General features: G+C 71.2%; 19 protein-coding genes. 7 read left to right on the forward strand and 12 right to left on the reverse strand.

Features of this window, described 5'->3' with window-relative positions; translation table 11 throughout:
* Nucleotides 1–6: 6 nt before the first annotated feature.
* From GL325_RS04635 to GL325_RS16080, 3 genes are all read right to left on the reverse strand, one after another.
* Entirely contained in the window at nt 7–468 is a 462-nt protein-coding gene (locus GL325_RS04635; protein WP_187768741.1) for a methylated-DNA--[protein]-cysteine S-methyltransferase, read from the reverse strand.
* A complete protein-coding gene (locus tag GL325_RS04645) occupies nt 465–1,889 on the reverse strand; it encodes an AlkA N-terminal domain-containing protein (RefSeq protein ID WP_304518840.1) in 1,425 nt (474 codons plus the stop codon). Before GL325_RS04645 ends, GL325_RS04635 begins: the two co-directional genes overlap by 4 nt.
* Before the next feature lie 65 nt (nt 1,890–1,954).
* On the reverse strand, nt 1,955–2,131 hold the full coding sequence (locus GL325_RS16080) for an HNH endonuclease (protein ID WP_223110957.1): 177 nt from the start codon (nt 2,129–2,131) through the stop codon (nt 1,955–1,957).
* 253 nt (nt 2,132–2,384) lie between these two features.
* Between GL325_RS16080 and GL325_RS16085 the strand changes: the two genes are divergently transcribed.
* From GL325_RS16085 to GL325_RS04660, 4 genes are all read left to right on the forward strand, one after another.
* Nucleotides 2,385–2,735 carry a hypothetical protein gene (locus GL325_RS16085; protein ID WP_223110958.1) on the forward strand — a complete coding sequence of 117 codons (351 nt, stop codon included), beginning with the start codon at nt 2,385–2,387 and terminating at the stop codon, nt 2,733–2,735.
* Nucleotides 2,736–2,795: 60 nt separating this feature from the next.
* Nucleotides 2,796–3,203 carry a hypothetical protein gene (locus GL325_RS16090; RefSeq protein WP_223110959.1) on the forward strand — a complete coding sequence of 136 codons (408 nt, stop codon included), beginning with the start codon at nt 2,796–2,798 and terminating at the stop codon, nt 3,201–3,203.
* An 84-nt stretch (nt 3,204–3,287) separates the two neighbouring features.
* Nucleotides 3,288–4,388, forward strand: coding sequence for an S-(hydroxymethyl)mycothiol dehydrogenase (locus GL325_RS04655; RefSeq protein WP_187768744.1), 1,101 nt, complete (start codon nt 3,288–3,290; stop codon nt 4,386–4,388).
* Entirely contained in the window at nt 4,388–4,993 is a 606-nt protein-coding gene (locus GL325_RS04660; protein WP_187768745.1) for an MBL fold metallo-hydrolase, read from the forward strand. Before GL325_RS04655 ends, GL325_RS04660 begins: the two co-directional genes overlap by 1 nt.
* Nucleotides 4,994–5,048: 55 nt before the next feature.
* Here the strand turns inward: GL325_RS04660 and GL325_RS04665 are convergent, their stop codons facing one another.
* Genes GL325_RS04665 through GL325_RS04690 form a run of 6 tightly spaced genes read right to left on the reverse strand, consistent with a single transcriptional unit; the run spans nt 5,049 to nt 10,136 of the window.
* Nucleotides 5,049–5,555, reverse strand: coding sequence for a flavin reductase family protein (locus tag GL325_RS04665; protein ID WP_187768746.1), 507 nt, complete (start codon nt 5,553–5,555; stop codon nt 5,049–5,051).
* The gene (locus GL325_RS04670; RefSeq protein WP_223110960.1) at nt 5,552–6,076 is read right to left on the reverse strand and encodes an NADPH-dependent FMN reductase; all 525 of its coding nucleotides are present in this window, start codon (nt 6,074–6,076) and stop codon (nt 5,552–5,554) included. Before GL325_RS04670 ends, GL325_RS04665 begins: the two co-directional genes overlap by 4 nt.
* Nucleotides 6,069–7,421: an LLM class flavin-dependent oxidoreductase gene (locus GL325_RS04675; RefSeq protein ID WP_154595399.1), complete on the reverse strand. Its 1,353-nt coding sequence runs from the start codon at nt 7,419–7,421 to the stop codon at nt 6,069–6,071. The genes GL325_RS04670 and GL325_RS04675 overlap by 8 nt, the downstream gene beginning before the upstream one ends.
* 19 nt (nt 7,422–7,440) lie before the next feature.
* Nucleotides 7,441–8,283 (reverse strand): ABC transporter permease, encoded by an 843-nt coding sequence (locus tag GL325_RS04680; RefSeq protein WP_187768747.1) that lies wholly within the window; start codon nt 8,281–8,283, stop codon nt 7,441–7,443.
* Complete coding sequence (locus tag GL325_RS04685; RefSeq protein ID WP_187768748.1) at nt 8,276–9,094, reverse strand: ABC transporter ATP-binding protein; 819 nt, start codon at nt 9,092–9,094, stop codon at nt 8,276–8,278. The genes GL325_RS04680 and GL325_RS04685 overlap by 8 nt, the downstream gene beginning before the upstream one ends.
* A 10-nt stretch (nt 9,095–9,104) precedes the next feature.
* Complete coding sequence (locus GL325_RS04690; protein ID WP_187768749.1) at nt 9,105–10,136, reverse strand: ABC transporter substrate-binding protein; 1,032 nt, start codon at nt 10,134–10,136, stop codon at nt 9,105–9,107.
* A 146-nt stretch (nt 10,137–10,282) separates the two neighbouring features.
* On the opposite strand from GL325_RS04690, the gene GL325_RS04695 reads away from it, so the two are divergent.
* Nucleotides 10,283–11,194 carry a LysR family transcriptional regulator gene (locus GL325_RS04695; RefSeq protein WP_187768750.1) on the forward strand — a complete coding sequence of 304 codons (912 nt, stop codon included), beginning with the start codon at nt 10,283–10,285 and terminating at the stop codon, nt 11,192–11,194.
* A 94-nt stretch (nt 11,195–11,288) separates the two neighbouring features.
* The gene (locus tag GL325_RS04700) at nt 11,289–12,713 is read left to right on the forward strand and encodes an FAD/NAD(P)-binding protein (RefSeq protein WP_187768751.1); all 1,425 of its coding nucleotides are present in this window, start codon (nt 11,289–11,291) and stop codon (nt 12,711–12,713) included.
* A 1-nt stretch (nt 12,714) separates the two neighbouring features.
* Here the strand turns inward: GL325_RS04700 and GL325_RS04705 are convergent, their stop codons facing one another.
* A complete protein-coding gene (locus GL325_RS04705; RefSeq protein ID WP_187768752.1) occupies nt 12,715–13,656 on the reverse strand; it encodes a hypothetical protein in 942 nt (313 codons plus the stop codon).
* A gap of 62 nt (nt 13,657–13,718) precedes the next feature.
* Between GL325_RS04705 and GL325_RS15900 the strand changes: the two genes are divergently transcribed.
* Nucleotides 13,719–14,423 carry an HNH endonuclease family protein gene (locus tag GL325_RS15900; protein WP_187768753.1) on the forward strand — a complete coding sequence of 235 codons (705 nt, stop codon included), beginning with the start codon at nt 13,719–13,721 and terminating at the stop codon, nt 14,421–14,423.
* Here GL325_RS15900 and GL325_RS04715 read toward each other — a convergent pair.
* Nucleotides 14,389–15,315 (reverse strand): LLM class flavin-dependent oxidoreductase, encoded by a 927-nt coding sequence (locus tag GL325_RS04715; RefSeq protein ID WP_187768754.1) that lies wholly within the window; start codon nt 15,313–15,315, stop codon nt 14,389–14,391. The genes GL325_RS15900 and GL325_RS04715 overlap by 35 nt on opposite strands.
* Nucleotides 15,312–17,486: an LLM class flavin-dependent oxidoreductase gene (locus tag GL325_RS04720; protein WP_187768755.1), complete on the reverse strand. Its 2,175-nt coding sequence runs from the start codon at nt 17,484–17,486 to the stop codon at nt 15,312–15,314. The genes GL325_RS04715 and GL325_RS04720 overlap by 4 nt, the downstream gene beginning before the upstream one ends.
* Between the last annotated feature and the right edge of the window lie 7 nt (nt 17,487–17,493).

Here is a 17,493-nt window from a genome sequence, read left to right on the forward strand (position 1 = left end):
CCGGCCTTAGAACAGGCCGGGCTGCTCCAGCTCGAGCAGGATCGTCTTGCGCTCGACGCCGCCCGCGTACCCGGTGAGCTTGCCGTCCGAGCCGACCACCCGATGGCACGGCACGACGATCGGGATCGGGTTGGCGCCGTTGGCCGCCCCGACGGCGCGCGAGATGCCGGGCTCGTAGCCCAGGTCGGTGGCGATCTGCCCGTAGGTCACCGTCTCGCCGTAAGGGATCTTGCGCAGGTAGGCCCACACCTTCTTCTGGAACTCGGTGCCGTCGGCGGCGACCGGCAGATCGAACTCGCGTCGTTCACCGGCGAAGTACTCGGTCAGCTGTCGCTCGACCTCGTCCAGCAGGTCGTCCTCGTCGCGCTCCCCGTCGGGCTCGGCGTCGAAGGCGATGCGGGTGAGCAGCCCCGCATCGACGTACAGGCGCAGGCCGCCGACGGGTGAGTCCATCCAACGTGTCTTCATGCGGTCCTCCACAGGTGCAGTGAGGCGTACGACCGCCATGGCCGCCACCGGTCGGTGCGTGCCCGGTCGAGCCCTTCGCGCGCGAGGACACGCCGCAGCACGAGGTCGGTGTCGAGCAGGACGTCGGGATCGCCGAGCGCCCGCATCCTGACGTAGTCGGCGGTCCACGGGCCGATCCCCCGAATCGCCAGGAGCTGCTCCCTCGCCCGCTCGCGGTCGGCGCCCGGATCGAGGTCCAGCTCGCCCGCGGCGATCGCATGCGCGACCTCGAGGATCGCTGCGGCCCGGCCGCGGGGCATGGCGAACTCCTCGGGGGCCGCCTCGGCGACGGACTCGGCGGTGGCGAAGGCGTGGGTGAGCCCGTGACGACGGGCCAGCGCGAGGTCGACCTCGGTGCCACGCGAACGGGCGATCCGGCCCAGGATCGTGCGGGCGCCGGCCACCGACACCTGTTGGCCGACGATCGCACGCAGCACCATCTCGAACCCGTCGACCTGGCCGGGCAGCCGAATGCCCGGGACCTCGTGGACGAGGTCGGCCAGCAGCGGATCGGTCGACAGCGCCTCGTCGATCGCGACGGGATCGGCGTCGAGGTCGAGCAGCCGGCGACAGCGGTGCACCGCCGTGGCCAGGTCGCGCAGGTCGGTCAGCTCGAGATCGGCCGTGACGTGATCGCCGTGCAGCTCCAGCTCGACCGCGCCGACGCCGTGCGGCAGGTTGAGGATCCGGGCGTACGTGCGCTCGCCCACGGCCTCGACTCCCTCGATCGCCCGCGGGGCGAGCCACTCGAGCAGACCCGCCCCATGGAACGGCGGCCGGACGGCCAGCTCGAGCCGGATGCGACCGGCACCGTCGTGGGTCGAGCGGCGCGACCGGGCACGCAACTCGCGCGGAGTGAGCCCGAACGACTCGCGGATGGAGTCGTTGAACTGCCGCACCGATCCGTATCCGGCGGCGAAGGCGACGTCGGCCGCGCGCATCGCGGTGGTCTCGAGCAGGAGCCGAGCCGTGCGGGCCCGGTTGCTGCGCGCGATCGCCTGTGGGCCCGCACCGAGCTCGGCGGTGACGAGGCGATTGACCTGACGCTCGCTGTAACCGAGGCGGCCGGCCAACCCGCTCACGCCCTCGCGCTCGACGACGCCGTCACCGATCAGTCGGACGGCGCGTGCGACGACGTCGGCCCGGACGTTCCACTCCGGCGAGCCCGGCGTGCTGTCGGGCCGGCACCGCCGGCAGGCACGGAAGCCGGCCCGCTCGGCGGCGGCCGCCGACCGGTAGAAGCCGACGTTGGCCTCGCGCGGCGTCATGGCCGGGCACGAGGGTCGGCAGTAGATGCCCGTCGTCCGGACCGCCGTGTAGAAGACGCCGTCGAACCGCGCGTCCCGGGCACTCACGGCTCGGTAGCAGTCGACGGGGTCCATGACTCCCATCCTGTCTCAGCCCCGGCAACAGTTCTCGCGGGAATCGGACATGACCGTCGCGGGATTCAGCCGGCTCTCGCCAGGACGGTGTCGTGGCGGTGGGTGTGGCGGTGGCAGGCGGTGCAGAGTCCGACGAGGTTGGCCAAGTCGGTGGGGCCGCCGTCGGACCACCGTCTGCGGTGGTGGACGTGGTCGATGCTGTGGTGGCAGTGGTCGGTGGCGCAGCGGCCGTCTTGTTGCACCCAGACCGCGTGGCGTTGCTTCGCGGTGGCGTCCCGGTGACGACGGCCGACATCCAGGACGGTGCGGTTCGGTCCGATGTGGTCGACCAGGACCGGAATCAGGTCGGCGCCGCAGGTCAGGTGCGCCAGCAGGTTCGGTCCGATGTGGCCGAAGCCGTGCAGGACGGCCGGCTCGACCGGCTCGAACGCGCTCTAACGCGCTCTCGGCGCCGGGTGCGAGCGCGCGTTGCAGGGTGCCGGCATCGACGATGACGTGGATCTGGGGACGCACGGTGCCGTCGGTGGGCAGACCGTCAGCCAGGACCCGGGCGAGCAGTTGGTCGAGGCCGTCGATGCGCCGCTCGGAGGCGGAGCGCCGGTCTCCCGCCTCCCGCGGCACCGAGACCGCATCGAGCACGACCTTCAGCTTCGCCCCGACGTCGATGGGCAGGAACCCGGTGACGTGCCACCCGTCCTGCAACGGGTTCAACGTCAAGTGCGCCTTGTCCGCGCCGGCGATCCACGCCTCGTCCAACTCCTCGGCATGGAGGATGGCCCGCAACCGGTCGACCAACGCCTTGACCCGCGACGGCGGGTGCAGCAGCGCCACGGCGACCAGGTGTGACTCCAACCGCCGCACCTCGACCGGGTCGACATGGGCCAACGCGAACGAGAACCGCGCCACATGATCGATCGAGATCCGACCGGCCCTCGCGGCCTCCCCCACCTGCGGCAACTCACACATCGTCCCCGCCGCGGTGATCAGCTGGCGGGTGCGCCGCGCATCCTGACGCAACTCACGCCGGGCCCACGTCGACACACTCGACGCGTCCTCAGCCACGTACCCCTGGGTCTGCTCGAGTTCCGCGAGGCGCTCGGCCATCGCAGCCTCGACCGCGTCACGGGCCTGCACCAGCGCGCGCAGTTCATCGGCGGTCGACGTCGTCACCGAGCGCACGGCGTGCGCCGCCGCGCGCAGTGCACCGACCAACTCATCAACCCCCGGATCCATACCCACATCTTATTGTGCATCTGTTCGAATGTCGAGCGTTTCTCCCTGCGATCTCAGCATCCGGTACCGCGCGTCACCTGACGCCGGGAGCGGGTCCCACTACCGCTCGCAGACGGTCGTCTGGCAGGCTCGACAGATCACCACCCCCGACACGAGGAGTCATCCGTGCAGCAGGTCAAGGGCGTCATCGCGCGAGCGAAGGACGCACCGGTCGAACTGGTCACCATCAACGTTCCCGACCCCGGCCCGGGCGAGGCGGTGGTGACGATCCAGGCATGCGGTGTCTGCCACACCGACCTGCACTACCGCCAGGGCGGCATCAACGACGAGTTCCCGTTCCTGCTCGGCCACGAGGCCTCCGGCATCGTCGAGGCCGTCGGCGAGGGTGTCACCGAGGTCGCTCCCGGTGACTTCGTCGTCCTGAACTGGCGCGCCGTCTGCGGAGAGTGCCGTGCGTGCAAGCGCGGTGACCTGCAGTACTGCTTCGCCACCCACAACGCCAAGCAGAAGATGACGCTCGAGGACGGCACGGAGCTCTCGCCCGCGCTGGGCATCGGCGCGTTCATCGAGAAGACCCTCGTCGCCGCCGGCCAGTGCACGAAGGTCGATCCGCAGGCCCGGCCCGCGGCCGTGGGCCTGCTCGGCTGCGGCGTCATGGCCGGCATCGGTGCGGCCATCAACACCGGCGCGCTGACCCGGGGCCGCTCGGCGGCCGTCATCGGCTGCGGCGGCGTGGGGGTCGCCGCCGTCGCGGGTGCGGCCCTCGCCGGCGCCAGCCCGATCATCGCGGTCGACATCGACCCGGCGAAGCTCGAGGCCGCACGCAAGATGGGCGCGACCCACACGGTCGACTCCTCGAAGGTCGACCCCGTCGAGGAGATCAAGCGCATCTGCGCCGAGACCTACGAGGGCGCCGAAGGTCGCGACGTCGTGATCGAGGCGGTCGGCCGTCCCGAGACGTGGAAGCAGGCGTTCTACGCCCGCGACCTGGCCGGCACCGTGGTCCTGGTGGGCGTCCCCACGCCGGACATGACGGTCCCCGAGCTGCCCCTGATCGACGTCTTCGGACGCGGCGGGGCCCTGAAGTCCAGCTGGTACGGCGACTGCCTGCCCAGCCGCGACTTCCCCATGCTCGTCGACCTGTACCAGCAGGGCCGGCTCGACCTGGACGCCTTCGTCACCGAGGAGATCGGCATCGAGGACGTCGAGGCGGCCTTCGAGAAGATGCACCACGGCGACGTGCTGCGCTCGGTGGTGGTGCTCTGATGACCGCGCGCATCGACCACGGCGTCGTCTCGGGCACCTTCAGCCTCGACGGCGAGACGTTCGACGTCGACAACAACGTCTGGGTCGTCGGTGACGACGCCGAGTGCATCGTCATCGACGCCCCGCACGACGTGGACGCGATCATGCAGATCGTCGGCGACCGCCGGGTCACCGCGATCGTGCTGACCCACGCGCACGACGACCACTGCCGCGTCGCCCCCGAGCTGCGCGAGCGGACCGGCGCCCCGATCTGGCTCAACCCCGACGAGCGGCCGCTGTGGGAGCTGACCCACACGAACGTGTCCTGGGACCGCGACCTCACGGACGGCACCGAGCTCACGGTCGGCGGCACGACCCTGCGCGCGATCCACACGCCGGGCCACGCTCCCGGCGCGACGTGCCTGCTGGCCGAGGACCTGGGCTGCGTCTTCACGGGCGACACCCTCTTCCACGGTGGTCCCGGCGCGACGGGCCGTTCGTACAGCGACGCCGACGTCATCCGCGAGTCGATCGCCGCGCGTCTGTTCACCCTCCCGGGCGAGACGGTCGTGCACACCGGTCACGGTGACGACACGACGATCGCCGCGGAGCGCGACCGCGCGTGAACGGTCGAGGGCCCCGCACCGCTTCGGCGATGCGGGGCCCTCTCACGTCCCTGCATCACTCGGCTGCCGCCAGCTGACCGAACACACTGCGGTGGAACAACAGCGGTCCCCCGTCGGAGCGATGCTCGACCGCGTGGAGCTCCAGCAGCACCAGGATGTGGTCGCCGGCGGGCACCTCGCGATGGATCGTCGTGTCGAACGTGGCCATCCCGTCGTCGATGAAGATCGACCCTTCAGGGCTGACGCTGTAGTCGATGCCGGTGAAGCGCTGCTCGACCGCGCCGGCCAGTTGGCGGCACAACGGGCCGTGATGGCTGGCGAGCACCGTGACCCCCAGCCTGACCGCGCGTCGCAGGTCGGGCCAGGTCTTGGACGTCGCGGCGAGGTTGATCGACACCAGCGGCGGATCGAGGCTGACGCTCGTGAAGCTGCTGGCCGCGAGGCCCACCGGCGCCCCGTCGACCTCGGCCGCCACCGCCACCACACCGCTGGGGAAGTTGCCGAACGCCGTGCGCAACCGCCGCGGGTCCAGGTCCTGGTTGGTCGGGAACGCGGCCGTCATGCGACCGCCTGCAGCAGGGCCCGCACCAGCGGCCGGACCTCCTCGAGCCAGGGATCGTAGGCGGCCGGCTCCTCGTACTGCGTGTCGAGGATGAACAGCCCGCGCCCCGGAACGGTCGCTCCGAGCTCGGTGAGGACCGGACGCAGCGTGAGCTCCGACGCCAGGGCGTGCTGCGGACCCGCACCCAGCAGCAGCGGCACCGCCAGCCCTCGCAGCCCCGTGCCACCGGCGAAACGGTCGAGGAACACCTTCAGCAAGCCCGTGTACGTGCCCTTGTAGGTCGGTGAGGCCACGATGACGAGGTCGGCCCGGCCGACCAGCCCGACCAGCTCGGCGACCCGGGCCGAGCCGTGGTCGAGCACCTGCACCCCGAGCGTCGCGAGGTCGACGACCAGGTCCGGCTCGGCACCGGTCAGCTCACGGGCCACGTGCGTGGCGGCGGAGAGCGTGCGTGACGCCGGCTTCGGGTTGCCGACGACGACGGCCGTGCGGACGGGCTCGGACACCGGCTGGTCAGACAACGTGGGCCTCCTCGGTCGGGTCCGCCGCGTACAGCGACTCCGGCCGGGCCAGGCCGAAGTGGTCGCGCAAGGTGCGACCCGTGTACTCGGTGCGGAACAGGCCACGGTCCTGCAGGATCGGCACGACGCCCTCGGTGAACGCCTCCAGCAGCTGCGGGTACAGCGGCGGCATGACGTTGAAGCCGTCCGCGGCCCCGTTCTGGAACCAGTCGGTGATGATGTCCGCCACCTGCGTCGGCGTGCCGGCCACGACGTTGTGGCCCCGGGCGCCGGCGAGGCGGTGGAGCAGCCCGCGCAGGGTCGGGCGGTCGCGCTCCACGATGTTGGCGATGACCTGCAGGCGGCTGCGGTTGTTGTCCAGGACGTTCCCGGCCTCGCCGAAGATCTCGCGCGGCACGGCCTCGTCGAGCTCGAGGTGGGCCAGGGAGACGCCCGCGAGCCCTTCGAGCTGGGCGAGCCCGTACGCCGGCACCGTGAGCGAGTTGACGTAGTGCTGCAGTTCGACGGCCTCGGCCTCGGTGTCGGCGATGAACGGGCTGATGCCGGGGAGGATCTTGACCTCGTCGGGCGAGCGACCGAAGGCCACGGCGCGCGCCTTGATGTCGGCGTAGAAGGCCTGCGCGTCCTCGATCGTCTGGTGCGCGGTGAAGATCGCCTCGGCGTTGCGGCCGGCGAAGGCGCGCCCGTCGTTCGACGAACCCGCCTGGACGTAGACGGGACGGCCCTGGGGTGAGCGCGGTGCCGCGAGGGCCCCCTCGACCTGGAAGTGCGTGCCCACGTGGTTGATCGCGTGCACCTTCTCGGGATCGAAGAACACGCCCGACTCGCGGTCGGCGAGGATCGCGTCGTCCTCCCAGCTGTCCCACAGCTTCGTCACGACGTCGATGAACTCCTGGGCGCGCAGGTAGCGCTCGGACGGGCTGGGCAGCTCCTTCAGGCTGAAGTTGCGCGCGATCGCCTCCGACTGGGTCGTGACGATGTTCCAGCCCGCCCGGCCGTTCGACAAGATGTCGAGCGACGAGAACAGGCGCGCCAGGTTGTAGGGGTCGTAGAACGTCGTCGAGGCGGTGGCGATCAGGCCGATGCGCTCGGTGCGCGCGGCGATCGCCGCGAGGCGCGTGATCGGCTCGAGGTGACCGGCGGGACGGTGCGGCGTGGCCGACCACACCCCCGGCCCGTCGGCGAAGAAGATCGCGTCGAACTTGGCCTGCTCGGCGATCTGGGCGTTCTCGACCGCGAAGTCGATGTCGAACACCCGCTCGGCGGCGGAGTCGGGGTGGCGCCACGAGGCCTCGTGGTGGCCGGTGTCGTGCAGGAAGGCGTTGAGGCTGAGGGTGCGGGTCATGGTGTCTCTCCTTGGCAGGTCAGATGGCACGCCACTGCGAGAAGCGGCGTTCGAGGGCGACGAGTCCGTAGTTGACGGCCACGCCGATGAGGGAGGTGGTGAGGATCGCGGCGTACATCTTCGGGATGAGGAAGTTGAACTGCGCGTAGTTGATGAGGAAGCCCAGGCCCGCGGTCGCGCCGATCATCTCGGCGGCGATGAGGACCAAGATGGCGGCGGCTCCCGAGATCCGGATGCCGGTGAAGATCGTCGGGACCGCGGCCGGGAAGACGACCTTGCGGAACGTCGTCACCGGTGAGAGGCCCAGCACGCGCGCCGACCGCAGCAGCTGCGGGTCGACCGTGGCGACACCGGCGATCGTCGACAGCAGGATCGGGAAGAAGCAGGCGTACAGGACGATCGCGATCTTGGAGGTCTCGCCGATGCCCAGGATCAGCATGAAGACGGGCAGGATCGCCAGCGCCGCCGTGTTGCGGAACAACTCCAGCACGGGGGTGAAGAACTCCCGGACCGGGCGGTACCAGGCGATCGAGGCGCCCAGCGGGATCGCCGTGGCGATGGCCAGCGCGAAGCCGATGACCGATCGCGTCAGGCTCGCCGACACGTGCCGCCACAGCTCGCCGCTGGTCGTCATGGACCACCACTCCTGCAGCACCACGTGCAGCGGCGGGATCGAGTAGGCGTCGACGAGCCCCACCCGGGGAGCGAACTCCCAGACCAGCGCCAGGGCGACCAGGCCGGCCAGGCCGCGGGTGCCGGCGATCGTGCGGGTCTTGCGCAGGGACGCGCCCTTGGCCTTCGCCGCCTCCTCCTGGCGCGGGTTCGGCCGGGCCTGCGTCTTCTCGGCGATGAGGTCAGACATGGGCCAGCTCCTGGCGCGCCACCGGTTGCTGCTGGCGCAGCAGCGACCAGATGTGGTGCCGGTGGTGGGCGAACTCGGGCGTGGCGCGCAGGTCGGTCTCTGCCGCCGCGGACCGGTCGAGCGAGACCGTGACGATCTCCTTGATCCGGCCCGGGCGTCCGCTCATGACGGCGACCCGCTGGCCGAGGAAGACGGCCTCCTCGATGTCGTGGGTGATGAACACGACCGTGGTGCCGGTGTGCTCCCAGATCCGGATCAGCTCCTCCTGCAGCCGCTCGCGGGTCTGGGCGTCGAGGGCTCCGAAGGGCTCGTCCATGAGCAGCACCTGCGGCTGGTAGGACAGGCTGCGCGCGATCGCGACGCGCTGCTTCATGCCGCCGGAGAGCTCGTGCGGGTACCGGTTGGCGAACTCGCCGAGACCGACGAGGTCCAGGTACTCCCGGGCGACCGCCGCCCGCTCGGAGCGGGACAGCCCGCCCTTGGCCTCGAGCGCGAACTCGATGTTCGAGGCCGCCGTGCGCCAGGGCAGCAGGGTGTACTGCTGGAAGACGACGCTGCGGTCCAGTCCCGGTCCGGTGATGGGCGCGCCGTCGATCGTCAGGGAACCCGACGTGGGCGCGGCCAGCCCGGAGATCAGGTCCAGCACGGTCGACTTGCCGCAGCCGGACGGGCCGACGAGGGTCAGGAACTCCCCCGCCGCGATGTCGAGTTCGAGACCGTCGAGCGCGACGAACTCGCGCAGCTTCTTGTCGTCGTCGCTACGGACCCAGAAGGTCTGGCCGACGTTCCTCAGTTCGATGCGTGAACTCATGGCTGCCTCCTCAGGCGTTCGGGTTGAGCTCGTTGGTGTAGACGTCCGAGACGTCGATGTCCTTGGCGTCGATGTCGCCGCGGCTGTCCAGCCAGTCGACCCAGCGCTGGATGTCCTCGTCGGCGATGGTCGGCTTCGCGTCGATGCCGAGCGTGCCCGGGAAGTTCGTGCGGATCGGCTCGATGTAGTCGCCGTAGCCCTCCTTCTCCAGGTACGGGAAGTAGACGTCGAAGATCTCCTGCTTCTCGTGGGTCTCGATGAACTCGATCGCCGCGGCGACGCCCTCGACGATCTGGCGCGAGGTCCGGGGGTTCTTCTCGATGAACTCCTCGCGCAACGTCAGTCCGCCACCGGCGTAGGGCTCGCCCACGACCTCGACGTCGCTGACCAGCGCCCGGATCTTGTACTGCTTCGCGGTCTGCTGCTTGCTCTGGAAGCTGACCACGGCGGCGTCGACCTTGCCGTTGCCGAGCGCCTCGGGCGTGTTGAGCGGGGGCAGCGGGACGAGCGTGATCTTGTCCTGCTGGGCCTGGCTCAGGCCCTCCTGGTCGAACCAGGTGTCGAGCACGGCCTCGGAGTTGGCCCCGAGCGTGTTGACGGCGACCTTCTTGCCGACCAGGTCCTTCGCGCCCTTGATCGACGAGTCGTCCAGGACGACGACCTGCGAGTTGGTGGTCCGGTTCGAGCCGTAGAACGGGATGACCGCCTTGATCGGCGCCCCGGTGGCCACCAACTGGGCGATGGCGCCGTAGAACGCCGATCCGCCGATGTCGGTCTGGTTCGAGACCAGGGCCTGCAGCGCCTGCGGGCCGCCGGTGACGTCGCCGACCCGCTTGAGCGTCAGGCCCTCGAACTCGCCGAGGGCGTCGGCGAGCAGGAAGGCGTCGACCGCCCCGGCGTAGCTCTGGTAGCGGATCGTGGTCTCCTCCCCTCCCGAGTCCGCGCCGGCGCTGCCACAGGCGGTCAGGCCGGCCGCCACGAGCGCGACGGTGGCGGCGACGACCAGGGTGCGGGCGGAGCGATGGCTGCGGGGGTGATTCATGCGAGGTGCCTTGTCTCGTGGAGGGCGGGTACTGGTCGACGACGCTAGGGACGCGCCGATCCCGTCCGGGGCCGTCTCACGCACCGGGAGATCACGTGAACGGCCCTGCCGATCACGTAGCGTCACCGGGGAATCGGGAGGAAGCCATGCGTCTGGAGCAACTGGAGTACGTCCGTGCCGTCGGCGAGCACGGCTCGCTGCGTCGGGCCGGCGAGCACCTCCACGTGTCCCTGCCGGCGCTGAGCGAGGCGGTCACGAAGCTCGAGCGCGAGCTGGGCGTGACGCTGCTGGACCGGCACCGCTCCGGCACGCGCATCAACGCCACGGGGCGCGAACTCCTCCCCCGGATCCTCGAGGTCCTCGACTCCGCCGACCGGTTGCGGTCCGCCGCGCGCGGCGAGTCCCAGTTCCACCGCCCGGTGCGCGTCGGCAGCGTGTACTTCGGCGTGACCGCGATCGTGCTGCCGGCGATGCGCAGTCACGAGGTCGACCACCAGCACACCTCCGTCGACCTGCGCCAGCTGCGGCACGAGGAGGTGAACGACGGTTTGCGCGACGGCTCGCTCGACATCGGCCTGATCAGCCTGCTGCCCGGTGACGACGTCCATCCCGACCTCGTGGCGACCGAGCTCGTCCATGGCCGCCCGGTGGCCGTGCTGCCCGGCGGCGCGCCCTTGGCCCGGAAGGAGCGCGTGTCCGTCGATGACCTGCGCCAGGAGGTGTTCGTCGGGGCCCGCGCCGGTTACCTCATGCACCGCGTGGCCCAGCGCGTGTTCGGCGACTCACCGCCGCTGACGTGGCACACCGCCGACAGCGCCGACGTCTGCAAGCAGATGGTGTCGTCGGGGATCGGCGTGTCCCTGATGCCCGACTTCGCCCTGCACGACGACCCCCTGGAGGCCAACGGCACCTTGGCGTTCCGGCCGATCGAGGACGAGGAGACCGTCATCCGGATGGTCATGCTGCGGCGTCGCAGCGCCCGGCCCACCCCGTCGGCCCGCGCCCTGTTCGACCTCCTGGCCCATCACGCGGGCCTGCACGTCAACGCGCCAGCCTGAGTCCCGTTCCGCACCTTCGCTGCGCACCGTGTCGCCTGTCACGCGGGCGCGGCCCGCACCGAATATCTGTAAGTCGTGCGGTTTACTTGACAACATGCCCGGTCGCCCGCCCACCCGTCCCACCGTCGTCCTCGTCGGTGGTGGTGCCGCGGGCTCCCTGACGGCGTTGCACCTCGCGCGTGAGGCGACGCACGGTGTGGATCTGGTGGTCATCGACCCCGCCGCGGAGCTGGGAACCGGCACGGCGTTCGGCACGACCGACCCGACCCACCTGCTGAACGTTCCGGCGTCGGGCATGAGCGCCCTCCCGGACGATCCCGGCCACTTCGCCCAGTGGCGCGCGGCGACGACGGGCGCCGAGGTCGACCCGCACGAGTTCGCCCCTCGGGCCGCATGGGGCCGCTACGTGGCCGAGACGCTCTCGAGTGCCCTGGCGGACGCCGGGCCCCGCGTCACCCTGAGCCATCTGCGCCGTCGCGCTGTCGCGGTCGAGCCCCACCCCGGCGGCGTCACGGTGACCCTCGACGACCGCAGCACCGTCACGGCGCAGTCCCTCGTCATCGGCACCGGCCTCCCGGCTCCCTCGGTGGTCTGGGCGCCCCCGGCGCTGCGCGACAGCGAGCGATTCCTGGCCGACCCGTGGGCACCGGGGATGCTGGAGCGGGTGCGCTACGACGTCGCGTCCCTGCCCGACGTCCTGATCGTCGGCACCGGCCTGACCATGGTCGACATCGCCTCGACCGTCACCACGAACGCCCGCGGCGACCGCTGCGTCCACGCCGTGAGCCGCAGCGGTGAGATGCCCCGCCGCCACGCGGACGGACCGCAGGCGCCCGCCGTCCCCGACATCAGCGAGTGGGGCCACGGGCTCGACACCATCGTGTCCCACGTCCGCGCCCATCTGGCCGATGCCGAACGGCTGACCGGCGACTGGCGCCCCGGCGTCGACGGCCTGCGCCATCTCGTTCAGGACCTCTGGGGACGGCTCGACGATGCCGACCGGCTGAGGTTCCTGCGCGACCACGCCGGCGAGTGGAACCGGGTCCGGCACCGCATCCCGGCGCCGAGCGCGCGCCGCATCGACGACCTGCACGTCGGCGGCCGGCTGACCACGTCGGCGGCCCGGGTGACGGACGCCGAGGCCCTGGACGACGGGCTGCGCGTGCACCTTTCGAACGGCAGCGTGCGCGACGTCGGGTGGGTCGTGAACGCCACCGGGCCCGACACCGACGTCCGCAACCTCCACGACCCGCTGCTCGACGACCTCCTGCGGTCCCGCCCCGACGGCAGCCTCGCCGTCCCCGCCACCGCGGGCATGGGCTTTCGCACGCGCGGCGGTCGCCTCGTGGGCTCGTCCGGCCGGCCGCAGGCACCGATCTGGGTGCTGGGCGCGCTGCGCCGCGGCGAGCTGTGGGAGTCGACGGCCGTCCCCGACATCCGCAACCAGGCACTCGCGGTCGCCGGTGCCGTGCTGTCGGCCAGCGCCTCCGGAGCCGTGACCGAGGGCGTCTCTCCCTGAGTCAGCCGTTCCGCGACGCCCGGTAGCCTGCGGCGCGCGCGGCGCCCTCGGTCCGGAAGCACTCCTCAGCGATCGTCGCCTCGTAGTACCGCCCACCGGGGACGTGGTAGATCATCGAGTCGCCATTGCCCTTGATGGGGGCCCAGGACGGGCACTCCCCCCAAGCATCCGGGTCCGCCCGGTTCGGACGGGGACGTTGTTTAACCGTCAAGGACTGGCTCTTCTTCGTCGTCTTCATGCCGCTCCACGTCGTCACGGTCTTCTTCACGGTGACCATGCGGAGCTGATAGAGGTCGTAGCCCGGGCTGAGAGTGAGGGAGAACCGGGCACCTTCCGACGCCATGGTGGCCGGTCCGCTGATGTAGCTCCCCCTGGAGTCCCAGGCCCAGATGGTGCCGGAGCCGTCGTCTGTCACATCGTAGAAAGTGTGCGTGCCGTCGAAGAGTGCACCTGTGCACGCCAGGTCGTAGGTCAGCGGACCGAACTCGCCACGGACGTTGTTGGCGACACAGGTCACCGGCGTGTCGTGGTAGGCCGGGACGGTGAGCACGTTCTTCGCGACCTTCGACTGCGTCGTGCGGTCCTTTCTGATGCGGAACCTGACGGTGGTGGTCACCTTGTACTTGCCACTCTTGAGTCGGACCGATGCACGGTTCTTCGCGATCGTCTTCTTGCCAACCTTGACTGTCAGACGCTTCGACACGACCTTCGTCGTGCGCGCGGCACGCACGGATGGCTTGATCGTGGCGCGGGCGCCATAGGCGACCTTCTTGTTGGAGATCTTCTTGATGGACACCGCAGGAGCGGCGCTCGCCACCGGTGCAGTGACAAGTCCTCCGAAGAGGGCAGCGCCCAGGAGAGCGACGAGAGCAAGATTGCGGCGGAACATGAAACCCATCGTCGCCCCAGATTCCAGGCTTCGAGGCGTTTCCGCAAAAGTCACGCCGGCGTGCGGACACCTCCTGCCCACCGGAACGGTCGGCGCCGCGTGACAGGGTGACTCCCGTGAGAATCCGAGCTGCGATCCTCGCTCTGCTGCTCCTGCCGCTCGCCGGTTGTGAGCTGTTCGATCAGTTGAGCGACGCCGTCGACGACACCGAGGCGGTGGCGCCCGCCCCGTCGTACTCGCCGTCGACCGCGCGGGAGCAGCTGCCGGCCCTGCGCGTCGCCGAACGACGCCCCGCCGGAGTTCCGGACTACTCACGCCGCGAGTTCGGCACCGCGTGGAAGGACGTCGACGGCAACGGCTGCAACCAGCGCGACGACGTGCTGCTGCGCGACGCCGTCCCCGGCACGACGGTCGTGCAGGTCCAGCGCTCGTGCCCGCATGACGTGCTCGCGGGCACCTGGGTCGACCCGTACAGCGGCGCGCAGCTCACCTTCACCGACCTGAAGGACCAGCGCCAGGCGCAGGCGATCCAGATCGACCACGTGGTCCCCCTCGCCGAGGCATGGTTGTCCGGTGCTCACGCGTGGCCGGCCGAGCGGCGCGAGCGGTTCGCCAACGACCTCGGCGTCCTGCTCGCCTCCGACGGCCCGACCAACGCCTCGAAGGGATCGGGCGATCCCGCGGCCTGGCGCCCCAAAGGGCCGTTCCAGTGCGCCTACGCGACCCACTGGATCGACGTGAAGCACCGCTGGCAGCTGGCGGTCGATCGCAGCGAGGCGCGCGCGCTCACCGAGATGCTGGCGACGTGCGACCCGAGCTAGCCCGCGCCTTGCGCACCTCGTCGCGGACGGCCGGGGCCACCTCGTGGGCGAACAGCTCGGTGGTGGCCGTGTCGTCCGAGGCGAGGATGAACCCGGTCGTCCCGTAGGTCAGCGTCGTGTCGACCAGCTCCTCGACCCACTGCTCCGGCGGGCCGTCGAGGAAGCCGCTGCTGGTCGTGCTGAACCGGCCCACGATGTTGAGCATCCGCCGCACGTCGCGCGGGCTCCGACCGGCGCCCTCGGCCGCGCCGTCGATGCGCTCGTTCATCTCGGCAAGGTCGGCGACGCCACCGGGCAGGTACTGCAACGACGGCAACCACCCGTCGGCGAGCCGGCCGGTCAGGCGCAGGATCCGAGGCTTGTACGCGCCGACCCAGATGCCGGGCTGGTGCGCGGGTGCCGGGCCGCGTTTCGCGCCCGCGAGGACGTAGTGCTGCCCCTCGTAGCTCAGTCCTCCGCGCGTCTCGGTGTCCCAGATGCCCCGGATGATGTCGATGGCCTCGCCCAGCGCGACGATCGACTCGCCGGGCGTGCGCCGCGGTCCGCCCATCGCCTCGATCGGGTCCCAGAAGCCACCGGCGCCCAGGCCGAGCTCGATGCGCCCGCCGGACAGCAGGTCCGCCGTCGCGACGCTGCGGGCCAGGACGGCGGGAGGACGCAGCGGCAGGTTCGTGACGTTCGCCGTCAGGTGGATCCGCTCGGTGCGGGCGGCGGCGTAGGCGATCAGCGTCCACGTGTCGTGGAACCGCGCCACGTAGGGATGGTCCTGGAAGGTCACCAGGTCCAGTCCGGCGCGCTCGGCCACCACCGCCTGCTCGACGGCCTGGTGCGGCGGGTGGTTGGTCGGCGTGACGAACGTGCCGAACAACAGGTCGTGTCCATAGTCGGTCATGAGGCGCTCCCGGCGGTGAGGGGTGTCGCGACGTTGAAGTTGTCGCGGAACAGGTTGGAGGGGTCGAGCTCGCGCTTCAACGATCGCAGGCGGGCGAGGGTCGCGGGCGGGAAGGCGTCTGCGACCCGATCGGGGCCGACGCGGGTGTCGAAGCTGAGATAGGTCCCGTTCAGGTACGGGGCCAGTTGCTCCCAGGCGCGGTCCAGGGACGCGTCGTCGGCACCCATCGCGGTGATCTGGAAGCGAGCTCCCCGATGGGCGAAGGCCGTCGCATCCGGCGCGACGTCGGACACCGCGGCGCCCATGCTGCGGATCTGGAAGAAGTAGACGGCGCCGCTGTTCATCAGCCGCGCGCTGGCGGCAGCCACCTCGGGCGACAGGTCGTCGACCAGTCCCGACCGCGCGATCGGCTCTCCCGCGGCCTGGTGCGGCGTGTCGGGGTACATGTCCATCACGTCGGCGTAGGGGGCGATCACGACCTGCTGCTGGACCATCGGCGCGATCTGCGCGAACGGCTGCAGCTGCGACACGATCACGTCCGGATCACCGGAGTCGACCATCGCCGTCACGTGAGCGATCCCGGATCTGCCGAACACCACGAACGGTGTCGTCTCGCGAGGCGCCGCCTTCGTGACGCGGCCGAAGTCGGCCAGGAACGCGGCCGGGTCCGCCACCTCGAATCCGAGCTGGGCCCATCCCACCGCGGGGACCTCGTCGACGACGAACTCGAAAGCCGTGGCGATCCCGAAGTTCGCCCCGGCGCCGCGGGCGGCCCAGAACAGCTCTGCGTTCTCCTGCTCGGTGGCGCGCACGACGGAGCCGTCGGCGAGCACCATCTCGACGGCGCGCAGATGGTCGATCGTCAGGCCGTGCTTGCGCCCGAGGAACCCGATGCCGCCGGCGGTGGCCAGTCCGCCCACGCCGACCCCGCCGTAGTCGCCGGAGCTGAGCGCCCAGCCGTGGGGCTGCAGCGCTCGCGCGACCTGCTTCCACCTGGCCCCGGGTCCGATGCGGACGAGCCGACGGGAGGCGTCGAGGACCTCGATCTGGTTCAGGGCGCCGACGTCGATCACCAGGCCGCCGTCGTTGGTCGAGCGGCCGCTGATCCCGTGGCCGCCGCTGCGGACGCCCAGCGGGACGTCGCGGTGGCGCCGCGCGAAGGCCACGGCGTCGACGACCTCGGCGACGGAGCGCGGACGCAGCACGAGTCCCGGCCGACCACCGCGCAGGTACGTCGAGCGGACGCCCGAGTAGCGGAGATCGCCGGGTTCAACGGCTCCGGCGGCCAAGGACTCCGGCAGACCGTCGTAGTCGATGCCGGGACGCCGATGGGCGCGCACCGTGGCGCGACGCAGCGGTCGCGCTGCCACGAGCCCCGCGGCGACCGCTCGGCGAGCCGACTCCTCCAGAGCCGGCACGACCTCGTCGGCGAACCACTCGAGCCGCTCGACGGGCGCCCACTCCCCCACGCGCAGGACGAACGTCGTGACGCCGTGTTCGGCGAGTGGCCGCAACCTCTCCACCCACTGCTCGGCGGTGAGTGTCTCCCGGTCGAACGCCGTGACGACGCGCCGGAGCTCGCGGAGGTCCCGACCCGCGTCGGTCGCGTGCCGACGCAGGGCATCGAGACGAGCCAGGAGCGGATCGACCTCCATGCCGAGGTGCCCGATCCAGCCGTCGGCCACGCGACCCGCGACCTCGAGCAGACCGGCATCGTCACCGGACACCCAGACCGGGACCTCGTGCGCCGGCGCGGGCCCGGGCTCCGCTCCGGCGACGCGATGGCGGCCCTCGCGATGCACCGCCGGGGCGGACGGGTCCCACATCCGCCGCGCGACGGCGACCGCGTCGGCCACCGCCTCAGGGTCGTCGCCGGACAGGCCGAGCGTCACCCGCCCGCCCGACAGGAGGTCCAGGCCGGCGGTCGCCCTCGCCAGCACGGTGGCTGGCCGGGTGGCGTCATCGGTCACCGGCACCAGCGCGATGCGCTCGGTGCGGGCGGCGATCCACGTCGCCATGGTCCACGCATCGGCGAACCCCGCCCCGCCGTCCGCGACGACGACCAGGTCGTAGCCCAGTCGCTCGGCCGCGACCGCCTGCTCGACGGCGGCCGCGGGGTCGCCGCGGCCGTCGAGCTCGACGCCGAGGCGGATCGCGTGTTCGTGCACCATGTCGGAT

Source organism: Aeromicrobium sp. 636 (assembly GCF_024433585.1).
GTDB lineage: Bacteria > Actinomycetota > Actinomycetes > Propionibacteriales > Nocardioidaceae > Aeromicrobium > Aeromicrobium senzhongii.

Coding starts and splice junctions, on each gene's coding strand:
- GL325_RS04635 (WP_187768741.1), bottom strand. CDS start 468: ATGAAGACACGTTGGATGGACTCACCCGTCGGCGGCCTGCGCCTGTAC.
- GL325_RS04645 (WP_304518840.1), bottom strand. CDS start 1,889: ATGGACCCCGTCGACTGCTACCGAGCCGTGAGTGCCCGGGACGCGCGG.
- GL325_RS16090 (WP_223110959.1), top strand. CDS start 2,796: ATGATCGATCGAGATCCGACCGGCCCTCGCGGCCTCCCCCACCTGCGG.
- GL325_RS04660 (WP_187768745.1), top strand. CDS start 4,388: ATGACCGCGCGCATCGACCACGGCGTCGTCTCGGGCACCTTCAGCCTC.
- GL325_RS04665 (WP_187768746.1), bottom strand. CDS start 5,555: ATGACGGCCGCGTTCCCGACCAACCAGGACCTGGACCCGCGGCGGTTG.
- GL325_RS04675 (WP_154595399.1), bottom strand. CDS start 7,421: ATGACCCGCACCCTCAGCCTCAACGCCTTCCTGCACGACACCGGCCAC.
- GL325_RS04680 (WP_187768747.1), bottom strand. CDS start 8,283: ATGTCTGACCTCATCGCCGAGAAGACGCAGGCCCGGCCGAACCCGCGC.
- GL325_RS04685 (WP_187768748.1), bottom strand. CDS start 9,094: ATGAGTTCACGCATCGAACTGAGGAACGTCGGCCAGACCTTCTGGGTC.
- GL325_RS04690 (WP_187768749.1), bottom strand. CDS start 10,136: ATGAATCACCCCCGCAGCCATCGCTCCGCCCGCACCCTGGTCGTCGCC.
- GL325_RS04695 (WP_187768750.1), top strand. CDS start 10,283: ATGCGTCTGGAGCAACTGGAGTACGTCCGTGCCGTCGGCGAGCACGGC.
- GL325_RS04700 (WP_187768751.1), top strand. CDS start 11,289: ATGCCCGGTCGCCCGCCCACCCGTCCCACCGTCGTCCTCGTCGGTGGT.
- GL325_RS04715 (WP_187768754.1), bottom strand. CDS start 15,315: ATGACCGACTATGGACACGACCTGTTGTTCGGCACGTTCGTCACGCCG.
- GL325_RS04720 (WP_187768755.1), bottom strand. CDS start 17,486: ATGGTGCACGAACACGCGATCCGCCTCGGCGTCGAGCTCGACGGCCGC.